This is a genomic window from Flavobacteriales bacterium, assembly GCA_019694795.1.
Lineage (GTDB): Bacteria > Bacteroidota > Bacteroidia > Flavobacteriales_D > UBA2798 > UBA2798.
This window is the reverse complement of sequence record JAIBBF010000026.1, coordinates 23,083-37,064: the sequence shown is the minus strand read 5'-3', so window position 1 is coordinate 37,064 and position 13,982 is coordinate 23,083. Positions and strand designations below refer to the sequence as shown.

The 13,982-nt window shown below is 40.0% G+C and carries 15 protein-coding genes; 4 read left to right on the top strand and 11 right to left on the bottom strand.

Annotation, left to right across the window (positions count from 1 at the left end; translation table 11 throughout):
• A partial coding sequence (locus K1X56_09440) for an ATP-binding domain-containing protein (GenBank protein MBX7094934.1) occupies positions 1-102 on the top strand: 102 nt, incomplete at its 5' end.
• Between the two features lie 5 nt (positions 103-107).
• On the opposite strand, the gene K1X56_09435 is transcribed toward K1X56_09440, so the two are convergent.
• Both K1X56_09435 and K1X56_09430 read right to left on the bottom strand, forming a co-directional pair.
• Complete coding sequence (locus K1X56_09435; protein MBX7094933.1) at positions 108-1,136, bottom strand: hypothetical protein; 1,029 nt, start codon at positions 1,134-1,136, stop codon at positions 108-110.
• The gene (locus tag K1X56_09430) at positions 1,129-1,722 is read right to left on the bottom strand and encodes a sigma-70 family RNA polymerase sigma factor (GenBank protein ID MBX7094932.1); all 594 of its coding nucleotides are present in this window, start codon (positions 1,720-1,722) and stop codon (positions 1,129-1,131) included. Before K1X56_09430 ends, K1X56_09435 begins: the two co-directional genes overlap by 8 nt.
• A gap of 154 nt (positions 1,723-1,876) precedes the next feature.
• On the opposite strand from K1X56_09430, the gene K1X56_09425 reads away from it, so the two are divergent.
• The gene (locus K1X56_09425) at positions 1,877-2,062 is read left to right on the top strand and encodes a hypothetical protein (GenBank protein ID MBX7094931.1); all 186 of its coding nucleotides are present in this window, start codon (positions 1,877-1,879) and stop codon (positions 2,060-2,062) included.
• Positions 2,063-2,078: 16 nt separating this feature from the next.
• Here the strand turns inward: K1X56_09425 and K1X56_09420 are convergent, their stop codons facing one another.
• Positions 2,079-3,848: a PDZ domain-containing protein gene (locus K1X56_09420; protein ID MBX7094930.1), complete on the bottom strand. Its 1,770-nt coding sequence runs from the start codon at positions 3,846-3,848 to the stop codon at positions 2,079-2,081.
• Positions 3,849-3,925: 77 nt separating this feature from the next.
• Here K1X56_09420 and K1X56_09415 point away from each other — a divergent pair, with 77 nt between their 5' ends.
• Together K1X56_09415 and K1X56_09410 are read left to right on the top strand one after the other, a co-directional pair.
• Complete coding sequence (locus K1X56_09415) at positions 3,926-4,786, top strand: hypothetical protein (GenBank protein ID MBX7094929.1); 861 nt, start codon at positions 3,926-3,928, stop codon at positions 4,784-4,786.
• 127 nt (positions 4,787-4,913) lie between these two features.
• Entirely contained in the window at positions 4,914-5,093 is a 180-nt protein-coding gene (locus K1X56_09410) for a hypothetical protein (protein ID MBX7094928.1), read from the top strand.
• 66 nt (positions 5,094-5,159) lie between these two features.
• Here the strand turns inward: K1X56_09410 and K1X56_09405 are convergent, their stop codons facing one another.
• The 8 genes from K1X56_09405 to fahA form a co-directional block, all read right to left on the bottom strand.
• On the bottom strand, positions 5,160-5,513 hold the full coding sequence (locus K1X56_09405; protein MBX7094927.1) for a hypothetical protein: 354 nt from the start codon (positions 5,511-5,513) through the stop codon (positions 5,160-5,162).
• A 58-nt stretch (positions 5,514-5,571) separates the two neighbouring features.
• Entirely contained in the window at positions 5,572-6,801 is a 1,230-nt protein-coding gene (locus K1X56_09400; protein ID MBX7094926.1) for a DNA/RNA non-specific endonuclease, read from the bottom strand.
• Positions 6,801-8,144 (bottom strand): MATE family efflux transporter, encoded by a 1,344-nt coding sequence (locus K1X56_09395; protein MBX7094925.1) that lies wholly within the window; start codon positions 8,142-8,144, stop codon positions 6,801-6,803. Before K1X56_09395 ends, K1X56_09400 begins: the two co-directional genes overlap by 1 nt.
• 9 nt (positions 8,145-8,153) lie before the next feature.
• Positions 8,154-9,422, bottom strand: coding sequence for an adenylosuccinate synthase (locus K1X56_09390; protein ID MBX7094924.1), 1,269 nt, complete (start codon positions 9,420-9,422; stop codon positions 8,154-8,156).
• A gap of 14 nt (positions 9,423-9,436) precedes the next feature.
• Positions 9,437-9,784 carry an STAS domain-containing protein gene (locus K1X56_09385; protein ID MBX7094923.1) on the bottom strand — a complete coding sequence of 116 codons (348 nt, stop codon included), beginning with the start codon at positions 9,782-9,784 and terminating at the stop codon, positions 9,437-9,439.
• Position 9,785: 1 nt separating this feature from the next.
• Positions 9,786-10,274 carry a transcriptional repressor gene (locus K1X56_09380; protein ID MBX7094922.1) on the bottom strand — a complete coding sequence of 163 codons (489 nt, stop codon included), beginning with the start codon at positions 10,272-10,274 and terminating at the stop codon, positions 9,786-9,788.
• An 82-nt stretch (positions 10,275-10,356) separates the two neighbouring features.
• The gene (locus K1X56_09375; GenBank protein MBX7094921.1) at positions 10,357-12,564 is read right to left on the bottom strand and encodes a bifunctional (p)ppGpp synthetase/guanosine-3',5'-bis(diphosphate) 3'-pyrophosphohydrolase; all 2,208 of its coding nucleotides are present in this window, start codon (positions 12,562-12,564) and stop codon (positions 10,357-10,359) included.
• A gap of 11 nt (positions 12,565-12,575) precedes the next feature.
• Entirely contained in the window at positions 12,576-13,850 is a 1,275-nt protein-coding gene (gene fahA / locus K1X56_09370) for a fumarylacetoacetase (protein MBX7094920.1), read from the bottom strand.
• Between the last annotated feature and the right edge of the window lie 132 nt (positions 13,851-13,982).

Genomic DNA, 13,982 nt, shown 5'->3' with positions numbered 1-13,982 from the left:
GATGAAATGATGGATCAGGAATTTTTAAGATGGTTGTATACAGCCATCACCCGTGCAAGTGTAAAACTTTACCTGGTTAATTTTAACGATAAGTTTTTCTGAAGAATTTACCAGTAAAACTGAATACTCAAAATGATTTCCAGGCTTCCTTTTTTACCGGATTTTTTACCGGGACTCCAACCATTGTCATTTTCTAAAACACTGATGATTTCTTTTTCCATTGGACCTGGAATATCATCCAGCATGGAGACATTTTCAACTTTTCCTTTTGAATTTACTTCAAAGCGGACATTCACCGTATTAACTGCAGTTGATTTCCGGATATAAATACGATTACTAAGGTTTCTGGAAATGTATGAAATAAGCCCCTGATCGCCTCCGCTATGTTGCGGCATATCGTCCAAGGCATAGGTATTGTTTTTTGTTTTGGTAATGGTTTTTCCACCAATGTTGGGATCATTTACTTTGGTCGTTTTATTTCCGGATCCAGTAGAAGATGCCAGATCAACTTTGTTCATCACCTGAACATTAGCAATGCGTAAATAAACAAAACGATTATTGTCCTCCGCCTGCTTTTTGGTATTATCAACCGGGATTATTTCCTGATTTTTTTCTTTGTTATCCTTTGTAGTGTTGGTTTCTGTTCCCAGCGAATTTTCCAGGTTATCCGTTTTATTTTCGGTTAGACTTTCCGCGAGATCGTTTTCATTTTTGGTGTTGTTATCTGTGATTTCGGGAGCCAAAACTTGTTTTGTTCCATTTTCATTGGCAGGAAAAGTTCCCGACTCATCTACTTTTTGAACGGTATGATCAGAGGTTGAGGATGGGGCTTGAACAATGCTTGTATTTTTATTTTCACCGGGTGATGAAGCTGAACCTGAATCGGCCAATTGTTTTTCATCTTGCCAGAGGAAATAAAATGCAATTCCCGACAGAAGAACAAGACCATACAGAAAATGAGGTACATATTTAGCGGTAGCCGGAGGAGGGGGCACCATGCCATCAATACGCAGGTTTACCGACTTCGAAATCTCTTCGGCCATGGCAAAATCGGCAGGACTAAAATCCTTAAGCAGATCCGAAATTTCAGGATCTAAAGACCAATCGGGGCGATATGTTTGCTTAGGCTTAGCCATTTTGGCTTTCTAAAAGAATTTTAAGATTTCGTTTTCCGTTTTGAATATGGCTCTTTACATTATTTAAACTGTAACCTGTAATTGTGCTAATTTCCTGATAGCTTTTGTCTTGCAGGAAAAATAATTCAACACAGATTCTTTGTTCATCTTTTAACTGGGCTATGGCTTTTTCTAATTCCACATGCATATCCCGCGAAACCTGCCCATCTAAAAAGGAAAGGGACAGCTCGTCGGAAGATTCCATAAAATAATCCGGATTTTTTTTGAGGTCCTGATGATGATCGAATGCCTTTTTACTTTTTTCCTTCTTTCTCAGACAATAATGTCGAACCACCGAAAAGAGCCAGGGTTTAAAAGTTTGTACCTCATATTTTTTTAAATCACTGATAACCAGTTCGAATATTTCCATTACAGTGTCTTCGGCTTCATCCCGATCTTTAAAATAGGAATAGCATACACCGGCTACTGCTTTGGTATATCTTTTGTATAACTCGCCTACATACCAGGAGTTTCCGCTGCTACGGTATTTTTCCAGGAGCTTTTCATCGCTCAGGGACTCAACTGTATGGAAAATAGCCAGAAACAAGAGAAATTCTTAGGTTTTATTAAGGTAGGGAGAATTCTCCAAAAACTTCATAAATTTTTTTTATTCTTTTTTTATGGAATTTTTGTGGAGCCTGTACCTATCGTTTCAGAACAAACAAAAACAACCTCTATACAACCTCTTAAAACCAGCGATCATGAAATTGAACAACCACTTCCTTAAAGGCGCATCTAAAGTAGCAGCAACCTTGATTCTCGGAGCATCACTCATGACCTCCTGCAGCAAAGGAACTTCTTGTCCTGCCTACACCGGTTATAAAAAATACCATAAAAACGCCTCTTTTACAGTGGTTGAAACAGCCATTGATCTAAAAAATAACTAAGGCAATGGAAGGGAAATTATTTCCCCAACCATTTTTTCAGGAGTTTTTCCTGATTTACATCTGTTTGATCTGCAGCTGCTACCTGATGATCCTTAAAGGGATTAGGTAGCAGTTTGATTTTTAGATCTTTCATTACATTGTCGCGGGCAATCACCAAATTGAATTCCTGACCCGCAACTCCACCGGCAATTAATCGGTTAAAGGTGGAAAGATCCATTCGGATTCCATTGCATGCAATAATTTCATCGTTCACATTCAATCCCGATTCGTAAGCGCTTCCTCCACGGGTGGTTTCTTTCACGATAATTTTTCCTCCTGCATCACTCAATTTTGCTCCTAGCCAAACTTCACCGGATTTGTCGTTCTGTACCAGTCGTAATCCAAAATGCTGGAGGTACGATTGATAATCGATGGTTTTTGTTCCATAAACGTAATCCGTGAAAAATGCAGATAAGTCGCTACCGGCAATTAAATTGGCTGCTTTCATGAATTCAGTTTCTGAGAATCCTCTTTTTTCTTTTTTGTAATAGGTGTTGTAGAGGTAGCTCATTAAATCATCCAATCGCTTTTCACCTTTGGTGCGAATAATGATTTCCATATCCAGAATCCAACCTAAAACTTGTCCTTTGGAATAATAAGAAATCTGCGAATTCACTGAATTTTCATTCGGACGATATCCTTTAATCCATGCATCGTAACTCGACTCAGCTGCCGATTGTACTTTATTTCCAGGTGTAGTTTCCAGCGTATTCATCATGCCGGATAAAATGCGGAAATAATCTTTCACATCGTGATAACCGCTGCGCACGAGTAGTAACTCATCGTAATACGAAGTAAATCCTTCCTGCACCCAAAGGAGTGTGGTGTAATTTTCCTGATCGTAATTGAAGGGACCCAGAACATCGGCGCGCATGCGTTTAACGTTCCATAAATGGAAATATTCATGGGCAACCAAACTTAAAAATCCTTTATAGCCCGAACCGGAATAGGTGTAGCGGTTAACCTGTAGAGTAGTTGAACTCAGATGTTCGAGTCCACCCGAACCCACAGTTAAATTATGCACGATAAATAAATAATATTTATTGGGATTTTCACCAAATACCCGGGTGGCTGCTTCCACCACTTTTGCCATGTCTTTTTTCAATTCTTCCACATCATAATTCCCATCACCATACATCGCTACTTCATGATCTACACCTGCAGCATTAAAATGAAAAGTGAATTGATTTCCGATTTCGATGGGACAATCTGCCAGTATATCGTAATCGGGAAAATGATAGGTATTGGTTCCGGTTTTTTCTAATGAAGTAGAAATCTTCTTAAACGAAGGATGTGGTTTTATTTCAAGTGTTCCGCTGAGGTTCTTTTTTCCTTCGATGTACATAAATACAGAAGTGCCGTTGATGTATCCGTGACTATCATCTAAAAAGGAAGTCCGAACTGAAAGTTCATACGCATAAACAGAGTAATGGACATGGATATCGGAAGAAACCGTTTCGATTCGCCAGGTGTTTTTGTCTGCTTTTTTTACGCCTAGTTTTTTGCCGTTCGATTCAGCTTCAAAAAAATCGACGTTCTTTTCAAATTCCCTTACCAGGTAAGATCCCGGAGCCCAAACCGGCATGCTGAGGTCCAGAAAATTTCCTTTAAAGCCCGAGATGTACATGTCCACCTCAAAATAATGCGTTTCAGGCCGTGGCATTGATAGGGAATAGCGCACTTGTTGTCCCTGAACCAGATAGTTAAAGGAAAGGAAGCTAATCAGCAATAGGAATTTGTTCTTCATGGTTTGGAATTGAGCAATAAAAATAAGGAATGTTCGGTTTAATGGGGAATTCTTATTTTTGTTGAAACAGCCTTTTTATGAAAAAACTCATTTTCCTTGCTTCGGCATTGGTTCTATTGTTTTCTTGTCAGCCTCAGGGTTCATCCGGCGATGGAGTTTCTAATCCGGAAATGGATAGTCTCATTCGGGAAAACGAAAAATTGAGGGCAGATCTCGATGGAAAAGATTCGGCCATGAATGCATCTATCCGCATGTTGAATGAAATTGAAGATAATCTTTCCCTGATCCGTCAGAAAGAAGGAGCTATCAATATGAGTCGCAATAATGATCCGGAAATGGAATCGGATCAGAAGGACCGTATCATTGAGGAAATTCAGATCATCAACTCCCTGATGGAGGAAAACAAAAACAAAATTTCGAGTCTCCGTTCCAAATTAAAAAAGGCCGATATGAAAATCGGGGAACTAGAAAAAATGATTGAGAATTTACTGACTAAAATCGAAGATCAGGAAAACACGATCAATTCACTTCGTGAAGAATTATCGAAGTATGATATTGCGATGGATGAACTGACGGCTACCTTAAATGAAACCATGGCTGTGGTGGAAGAAAAAGATGCAGAATTGAATACTGCATTTTATGTGATTGGATCGACCAAAGAATTAAAGGAGCATGGTATTATTACCAAAGAAGGCGGGTTTATTGGATTGGGTAAAATCAAGAAATTGAGAGAAGATTTTAATAAGGATTATTTTACTCAGGTGGATATTACGAAAGTCAGCGATATTACGCTGGGTGGTAAAACCATTGAAATTTTAACCACACACCCAAGTTCTTCCTATAAGTTAGTAGGTGAAAAAGTGAAAGAGAAATTGGTCATTACCGATGCCAAAGCATTCTGGAGTGTTTCTAAATACCTGGTGGTAGTGGTTGACTAAACCGAAAAAGCATCTTTTTAACAAGGCCTGTGTTGAAAAACCAGGCCTTTTTTGCTGTTTTTTTGCGACCAACGAGGTAACCTCTTGTGTAAATTCATCGTTGAAATTAGCACCAAATAAAAACACCATGAAAAAGAACGCTCTGGAATACACCAAATTTATTCTCGAGCGGGTCAGTTTCGATCCGCAATTATTCAGAAAAGAGTATTATAAAGCCATAGCCCGATTAGTAGAAGAAGATGTACATGAACTGAAAGCCTGGGTACGAAAACATTTCACACCGGAATTAACGAGTTCATTGGCCTGAATAGAATTAGTGTAAAATAAAAAAGGGTGTTCATTCGAACACCCTTTTTTTGTAAACCCTGTTTAATTATTTGGATCTTTTTTCGTTTTTCTCAGCCATCATTTGTTTGTATTTCTCAAACTGTTGAGCTGAAAGAATCGTTTGAAGTTTTGAATCGTATGTCGCTTGTAATTTTGCTTTTTCAGTTTCAAATCCGTCATGCTTTTTCGCTTCTTCCATTTTGTTGGCAAACTCGAGGTTAAGCGTTTTTACATCGTTAAGCTGACTCTCATTGAGGGCTAATTCTGCAGCCATTTTACGGGTACGGTGATTTGCGCGCTCGTCGGCTGAATGTTGTTGAGGTGCTGCTGATTTTTGTGCACTAACACTTAATACCAACATGGTAACAACGGCAGTAAATATGAACTTAAGATTTTTCATGAGGATGATTTTACATATTAGACTAAGATAAACAAAAAAGGTTGCTTCTGAAAATAAATTAATCTTCTTCAATCTCAATAGCGCTTTCATTATAAATGGTCATTACCGGAACTCCTTGATTTTCAAGTATTTTACCGGTAACGCAAATAGTTTTGTTAAGCAGCTCTTCTTCAGGGTGGTAGCTAAAATTCTGGCGACTGTCCTTCCAGATTTGAATGGTAAAAATCTGGTCCGGGAATTTGCGGTCCAGATTTATAAACGTAGCGCCTGATTTCTCATTATATTTGGCAGAAACTACTTTGCCGCAAACCGTAGCTTTATCACCAATGTGATATTTTGCCTGAGAGGTATTGAACTTCCCTTTCGGCAGACTTTCCGGATTAATCGGGTCGGCATTCCCGTCTTCGCGACGGATTTTCCATTTCTCGATGTCGGTTTTCGATTCAATTTCCTTTTCTTCAGATGCGTTTAATACCGGGAAAAAATTGATGCCCGTAAACTTTTCTACACTGTCGATGCTCACTGCATATTGCAGAACGGTTTTTGGACAACGATCATTCGGCATGATAAAAGCAATTCCCACTTTCGATGCGGGATCCATGGCAACTTTATAAAAATACCCCGGAATAGTTACCTTGTTTTTATTGCCGATTTGTCCGGGCGAATCCTTCATAACGGGACCCGTAACTACAAATAATTTATGCCCGTTATTCATAACGTATTCCCTCAGCAGATCTTCCATCTCAGCCCATTTCTCGCGGTTTAATTCGGGTTTTTGCGGACTCATATTCGAATAAAAATACGATTCACTCAGTGCAGTGGGCGACCATCTGAAATCAGCAGAAGGAGCAAGGTGGCCACGGTCGTATCCACTTTTCCAATAATCTTCTTTTTCTGCGGTTCCTGTTTTTACCAATGTATCTTTTCTGAAATCATTGGTGCGTGCAACTTTTCCGTCCAGAATATCCGGTAAAATAACATGCATTACCCATTTGGCCTGTTCATTGCTTTCATCATAAGCCAGCACCATAGCATGGTGAGAAATAGTTGGAAAAGATCCACCCGATACAATGGGAAATCCGATGGTTTGTAACATGGTACTGCACATTTGCATTTTTAGCAATTCGATGCGCAGTTGAGTTTGAATTTCCCTTTCGCGGATGATCTTTAATTGCTCCTCGGCATCGCGGATCTCTTTTTCTACCAATGAATCCTTCTGACTCCAACCCTGTAATGGATTAGAAACAGAAAGTGCGATGGTAAATACTATTAAAAATATTTTTTTCATCAGTAGCTGAAATTACGATTAAAATAAAGCATTAAGCGTCCCCCTCTAATACTCATCCAAACGATAAATGCCGACCATACCGACAGCAAATGCCATTCCATAAAATCTAAAAAATGAATTACCGGTACAAAACCAATAAAGGTGGCAATGATGAGTGTATTTCGAATATACTTCATTTCTCCGATTCCTTTTAGTAATTCATCGTAAGTAAAGGCAAATGCATTAAACGGTTGAACAAGGGCTACCAGCCAAAAAGCAGAATAAAAAATTTCCAACTCAGTACTATTGGTTAAAAATAAATGCCCGATCCATCTGTAGGTGATGAAATAAATAAGGGTTAGTCCAACACCAATGGCTATGGTTCGTTTAATCATGAATTTGGATAAGCGCCAAAGCATTTCCGGATTTTTTTCGCCGTAAAATTTTCCGGCAAGCGCATTACCTGCACTGCAATAACCTTCAATAAAAAAGGCACTGAATAACCAGATGTTCCAAAATACACCATGTACATTGAGATAATGGGGTCCACACCCCGCTGCAATTCTTCCGGAAAAGAAATAAGCAGTTTGCACAGCGAGAGAACGGATAATCAGATTTCCGGTTAAATGGAGTAACCAATAGACTTCCTGATTTACCGGGAACAAAAAATTAAGGGAATAACCCGCTTTTTTATAGAGGAAAAATATGGCCATTACAAACATTACAAGTTGTGCACACAAGCTGGCAAATGCAACGCCTTCGATGCCCATTGGAGATATTAATCCATCCACCCCTCCAATGAGAATTTGATCGAGAAGAATATTGATTAATCCGCCAACCAAACTAATCGACATAGCCCAAACTGTGTTTTGAATTCCCCGAAAAACACCAAACATCATCATGGTGGATAATACAAATGGAAATCCAATGGACCGGATACTGAAATAACGAATCGTTTCTTCGAGTTGTTGTCCTTCTACATTGTAAAGCGTAAAAATTTCTCTGGAAAATAAATTGGTGAACAGGTAGAAAAAAAGTCCCAACATGAAATTCATAAATATCATTTGCGGAACCAGCGTTCGAACAGCCTCCAGTTTTTTCTCACCGTAATATCTCGACATCACCGACGACATAGCGGTGCGGGTTTGAGCAAATACCCAAATGATACTCAGAAAAAAGGTTGAACCAACAGCCACAGCACCGAGTGATACAGAATCTTTTTCGGCATACTGACCAATAATGGCAGCATCTCCAATAGAAATTAAAGGCTCAGCAATGGAAGCAATGATGGCAGGAATAGCCAGGCGGTTGATTTCCCTCTCCGGGAAGTCGCCACCAATCAGTTTGTGGAGATTCCCTGCCATGGTCCTGAATTAGTTTTTTAGCAGGGTTTGCGTGCGGTCAGGTCCTACCGAAATTACATCGATGGAAACACCTAATTCTTTTTCCAGGAACAAGGTGTAATCGAGTAATGCTTTAGGCAGATTTTTATATTCAGAAATCCCGGTTAAATCGCAATTCCATCCTTTTAATTCTTTGTACACCGGTTCGGCATCCACACAACATAAATCGTATGGCATATCGGCTGTAAGCTCGCCATTTACTTTGTAATGTGTGCAAACTTTAATGGTTTCAAATGTATTGAGAACATCCGCTTTCATCATGGCTAAGGAGGTGACTCCATTAATCATGATTGCGTAACGCAAAGCAGGCAGGTCAATCCAGCCACAGCGACGCGGACGTCCGGTTGTGGATCCGAATTCATTCCCGAGTTTTCGCAAACGTTCACCGGTTTCATCTTCGAGTTCGGTAGGGAAGGGACCGCTTCCTACACGGGTGCAATAGGCTTTAAAAATTCCGATTACATCACCAATGCGGTTAGGTGCAATTCCTAAACCAGTGCAAGCTCCGGCAGTTGTTGTATTGGAGGAAGTAACAAAAGGATAGGATCCAAAATCGATATCGAGTAAGGTTCCCTGAGCTCCTTCTGCAAGGACTTTTTGTTCTTTTTTAAGATGATCGTTAATGTAATGTTCGCTGTCAACAACCGTTAATTCTTTCAGTGCTTCAATGCCTTCGAAAAATGCAGGTTCTAATGCGCTTAAATCATATTCGAATTGGTGAAATGATAAAAGACGAATATGCTTTTCTACCAGTTTGTTATAACGTTCTTTAAAATCGGGCATAAAAATATCGCCGATGCGCAATCCGTTTCTACCGGTTTTATCCATGTAGGTTGGACCAATCCCTTTAAGCGTTGATCCGATTTTTTCTTTTCCTTTTGATGCTTCGGAAGCCTGATCGATTAAACGATGTGTAGGCAAAATCAAATGCGCTTTACGCGATAATAACAGTCGGTTTTTTACATCGACATTTAATTTTTTTAAGGCATCAATTTCCCGTTTCAAAACAACAGGGTCAACCACCACACCGTTACCAACAAGGTTGATGACATTTTCATGAAAAATTCCGGATGGAATGGTATGAAGCACGTGTTTAATACCATTAAATTCCAGCGTATGTCCGGCATTTGGTCCGCCCTGAAAACGGCCGATTACCTGATATTTTGGTGTGAGAACGTCAACAATTTTTCCTTTCCCTTCGTCTCCCCATTGGAGTCCGAGTAATACATCTACTTTCATGGTATTTTTTTCGCTTATTTTTTTAACATCGTTTCAGCAGAAGCGAGGTCATCGCTTACGTGAAAGAGTGTATTTAATTTAGTAATAATAAAAAGTTCTTTCACTTTAGCGCTCAGATTGCAAATGACCACTTCGCCATTTTTGCTTCTGGCTTTGGTGAGAATATTGACCAAAATATTTAAACCGGAACTGTTCATGTAATCAACACCGGATAAATCCAAAATAATTTTGTTGTTATTCTCCGCAACCTGTCGGTCGATTTCGGCCAGCATTGGAGCAGCCTGCTCTTTGTCCATTAACCTGCCTTTGAGCTGACAAAGCACGATGTTGTTATTGACACTGAGTGAATAGCTAAATTCCATTTTAAACCTTCTTTTTTGCCCTGCTGTTAGATTTCTTTTCTGTTGATTCATTTACTGCATTTCGTTGGGCATAGAAATACAATGAATGATGTAGTACGGTTACTCCGAATATTTCTTCGATCGTTTCTTTGATATGCTGAATTCGAGGATCACAAAATTCAAGCACTTCACCGGTATCGGTGCATATAACGTGATCGTGTTGTTTTTTGGAATAGGATTTTTCGAATTGAGCCTGGTTTTTACCGAACTGATGTTTTTTAACCAGATCGCAACTCAGTAATAATTCAATGGTATTGTACAAGGTTGCGCGACTAACCCGGTATTTTTTATTTTTCATTTTAACATAGAGCGATTCGATGTCGAAATGACCGTCATAATCATAAATTTCATTGAGTATGGCGAAGCGCTCCGGAGTTTTCCGGTGACCATGTTGTTCGAGGTACCCTAAAAATATTTGTCGAACGGTTTCTTTGATGTCAGCGCCAGACATATAAGCTGATTAAGGGGTAAAAGTAATAAAAAAGGAAGGCAGGCAATCAGGGAGTTTTCAACAGAAAAAGACGAAATGTGAATCACTGATTATCCACGCGAATAACGGATTGTACGCCATTTACCTGCCTCAGATTTTGAATCAAACGGTCGAGGTGATGTGTGTCGTGCACATACAGGAACACCTTACCTTCAAAGATGCCGTCGTGACTTTCAAATGAAATGGACCTCATATTGATATTCAATTCCTTTGAAATAACGGAGGTGATTTTATTTACCAGTCCCACATCATCAATTCCCTTAAAATGAACCCCGGCAAGGAATTCAATGGCTTCCTGACTTTTCCATCTTGCTTTTACAATCCGGTAGCCGTAATTCGACATCAGCTGAACGGCATTGGGGCAGGAAACGCGGTGAATTTTAATTCCTTCGTTAACGGTTATAAATCCAAACACATCATCACCCGGAATAGGATTACAGCAGGGCGATAATTTGTAATCGATTTCTTTGAGTCCATCGGCAAGCACCAGCAAATCGTTCGATACCGGTTTACCATTGGTTTGTTGCATTAATTCCTCGATAGTAACCGGTTTTTCGGGACTACTCTGGAATAAATGGAGTTCGCCATTTTTTACCTCAAATTCTTTTAGTTTGGAGAGGTCAATACTCCCTTTTGCGATCCGGAAAAAGAGATCTGTATTATTGGCGGCATGGAAAAAATCTTCCACTTTTTTTATGTTTTTGTCATTGACCAAAACACCCATTTGCTCGAATTTTTTTCGAAGCGATTCTTTTCCTTCCCGGGCAACTTCTTTTCGTTCTTCTTTTAAGGCATCTTTAATTTTCTGTTTGGCCCTGGCAGTAAAAACAAACTTCAGCCAATCTTCTTTCGGTCGTTGTTTTTTGGAAGTGATTACCTCAATCTGATCGCCACTTTTGAGTTGGTGACTTAATGGGACCAATTTATTATTGACTTTCGCACCAATGCAATGTTCACCAATTTTCGAGTGTATATCGAAAGCAAAATCGAGCGCCGTTGCTCCTGATGGAAGGGATTTTAATTCACCTTTTGGAGTAAATACAAATATCTCTTCGGAAAATAAATTCAATTTAAATTCATCGAGAAAATCCAACGCATTCGATTGCGGATTTTCGAGCAGCTCGCGAATATTATTGAGCCACATATCCAAACCACTTTCGGCATTGTTGTTTTCCTTGTACTTCCAGTGTGCCGCATATCCACGTTCAGCAATCTCATCCATGCGGGTAGTTCGGATTTGAACCTCCACCCATTTTCCGGTCGGACTCATCACCGTGGTGTGAAGAGATTCGTATCCATTTCCTTTCGGTGTACTGATCCAATCGCGCAGACGATCCGGACTGGGTTGGTAATAATCGGTTACAATGGAATAGACTCTCCAGCATTCCGATTTTTCTTTATCGGCATCGCTTTCAAGAATAATACGGATGGCAAACAAATCATAGATTTCATCGAAGGGAACATTCTTCTGATGAATTTTTTTCCAAATCGAAAAAACGGATTTGGTTCTGCTTTTGATGGTGTATTTAAAATCTTCCTTATCCAGTTGTCGCTTAATCGGCAATACAAATTGCGAAATGAAACGATTCCTAACAGCCTGTGTTTTTTGTAAACGATTTAAAATATCGAAATACACTGTTGGTTCACGAAACTTAAGGGAAAGGTCTTCTAATTCTGTTTTTATGGCATTTAATCCCAACCGATGGGCAAGTGGAGCATAAAGGTATTCGGTTTCAGAAGCGATTTTTAATTGTTTCTCCTTGCTCATCGAATCCAGCGTACGCATATTGTGCAAGCGATCGGCCAGCTTGATGAGAATCACCCGTACATCATCGGCCAACGTGAGCAATACCTTACGGAAATTTTCTGCCTGAATGGATTCTGTATTGTCAACAAAGCCGGTAATTTTAGTGAGACCATCAATAATCCGGGCCACTTTTTTTCCGAACATATTTTCAACTTCCTCCAATGTAAGATCCGTATCTTCTACGGTATCGTGCAAAAGAGCGGAAACAATGGAGGTGGTTCCTAATCCAATTTCTTCGGCGCAGATTCTGGCTACTGCAATCGGATGAAAAATATAGGGTTCACCCGATTTGCGGCGCATGTTTTTATGGGCCTCAACCGCAATGTTAAATGCTTTACGAATGGTATTGGTATCTGCTTTATCGCGGGAGTTTTTACACGCACGTAACAATCCCCGATAGGCATTTAAAATTTCCTGTTTCTCCTTTTCGTAATCAATCACCATTGCACTGCAAATTAAATGGCCGGTAAAACTTTTGTGCGTACTTCGCCGAAACCTATTCGAACGCCGTCTTTTTCGCAATGACCCCGCATAATCACGGTGTCGCCATCATTAATGAATTTGCGTTCTGATCCGTCTTTCATTTTAACGGGATTGGTTCCTTTCCAGGTTATTTCCATCATGGATCCAAACGATTCACGTTCTGGTCCGCTAATGGTTCCTGATCCCATAAAATCGCCACAATTCACGTTACATCCATTCACCGTATGGTGAGCCAATTGCTGCTCGATATTCCAATACATGAATTTATTGTTGGAATGGGAAACCGGATTTTCAGTGCCATCTGCGGTTTCAATGATGACATCCAGTTGAATATCGATATTTTTTTCTCCGCTGTATTGCAAGTAGGGTAGTACCGCAGGTTCTTGTTTCATTCCCGCAACACGGAAAGGTTCCAGAGCGTCTAATGTCACCACCCATGGTGATATGCTGGAAGCAAAGTTTTTGGCCAGGAAGGGACCCAGTGGAACATACTCCCAGGTTTGAATATCGCGGGCCGACCAATCGTTCAGCAATACCATTCCGAAAATGTAATCATCGGCTTCGGCAGTGGAGATGGATTGACCTAAGGCTTTTCCCTGAAACGTAAAGAAACCCGTTTCGAGTTCGAAATCGAGCAATTTGCAGGGACCGAATCCGGGTAATTCAGCATCCGGAGCTTTCGATTGACCTTTGGGGCGGTGAATATTTATTCCCGATGGAATAATAGAGCTGGAGCGTCCGTGGTAACCAACAGGGATATGTCGCCAATTCGGCATTAACGCATTTTGCGGATCGCGGATCATTTTACCAATGTTGGTGGCATGATCGATACTGGAGTAGAAATCGGTATAATCTCCAATACGAACCGGTAATAATAATTTGGCATCTGCCTGATTAATTAAAACCTGGTCGACATGATGCTGATTATCTCTTAACTCTCCATTATTGATTTCGAGGATATCGGAAATTCGATTACGGAATTCGCGAATAGCTTTTTTTCCATGCATCATCATTTTGTTCAAACAATCAGCATCCAGATCATTCTGTGCAAAAGGCTGATTTGGGAAATAACCCAGCACATGCATCGCTTTCAGATCAAGAATTTTATTTCCGATAGCCACACCTACACGCGGACCGTGATGTTCGGTGGAAAACACGCCGAAGGGCAGATTTTGAATCGGAAAATCGCTATGGGCAGGAACATTTACCCATGATTTCCGGTTGGGGTCGTTAGCACGAATATTCATTGTAAACAGGTATTACGGATGTAAAAATAACAGACAAACGAGCAGTTGCCTAATAAATTTTGACCGAAAACGCGAAAGTTATCCAATCATGAACTGTTCATGGAAATGGATTGTTAAATTTGCACTTCAAAT